Origin of the sequence: Erythrobacter sp., assembly GCF_038133525.1 — a bacterium.
GTDB lineage: Bacteria > Pseudomonadota > Alphaproteobacteria > Sphingomonadales > Sphingomonadaceae > Qipengyuania.
In genome coordinates, this window is record NZ_JAYPTL010000179.1 from 1,326 (window position 1) to 1,613 (window position 288).

The 288-nt window shown below is 58.7% G+C and carries 1 protein-coding gene; it reads left to right on the plus strand.

Translation table 11 applies throughout. The features are described from left to right. Positions 1-46: 46 nt before the first annotated feature. Positions 47-288 (plus strand): hypothetical protein (locus AAFM29_RS17765; RefSeq protein WP_341714035.1); only part of this gene is annotated, 242 nt, incomplete at its 3' end.

A 288-nucleotide genomic window follows, 5' to 3' on the forward strand; every position in this document is an offset into this window, starting at 1 on the left:
AAGCAACCCTTTCAACGCGGATTATCTCGACCACTGGTTGCGCCCAATGTCGATGCCGGAGCGCGACGAACTGTGGTCGGTACGTGCGACATATATTGCGGCCAATGATGGCAATGCGATCGATACGCTGATCCAATGGGTGCTGGCCAATGGCCTCAATCCCATCGAGCCAGAGCGTGCCAGGCTGGCCGCGATCATGCTCGCTTGGCTCACCAGCCTTAGTCACCGCATCATCCGCGATATGGCGACCAAAGCGCTAGCGGCGCTGCTGGTGAATCGGCGTGAACT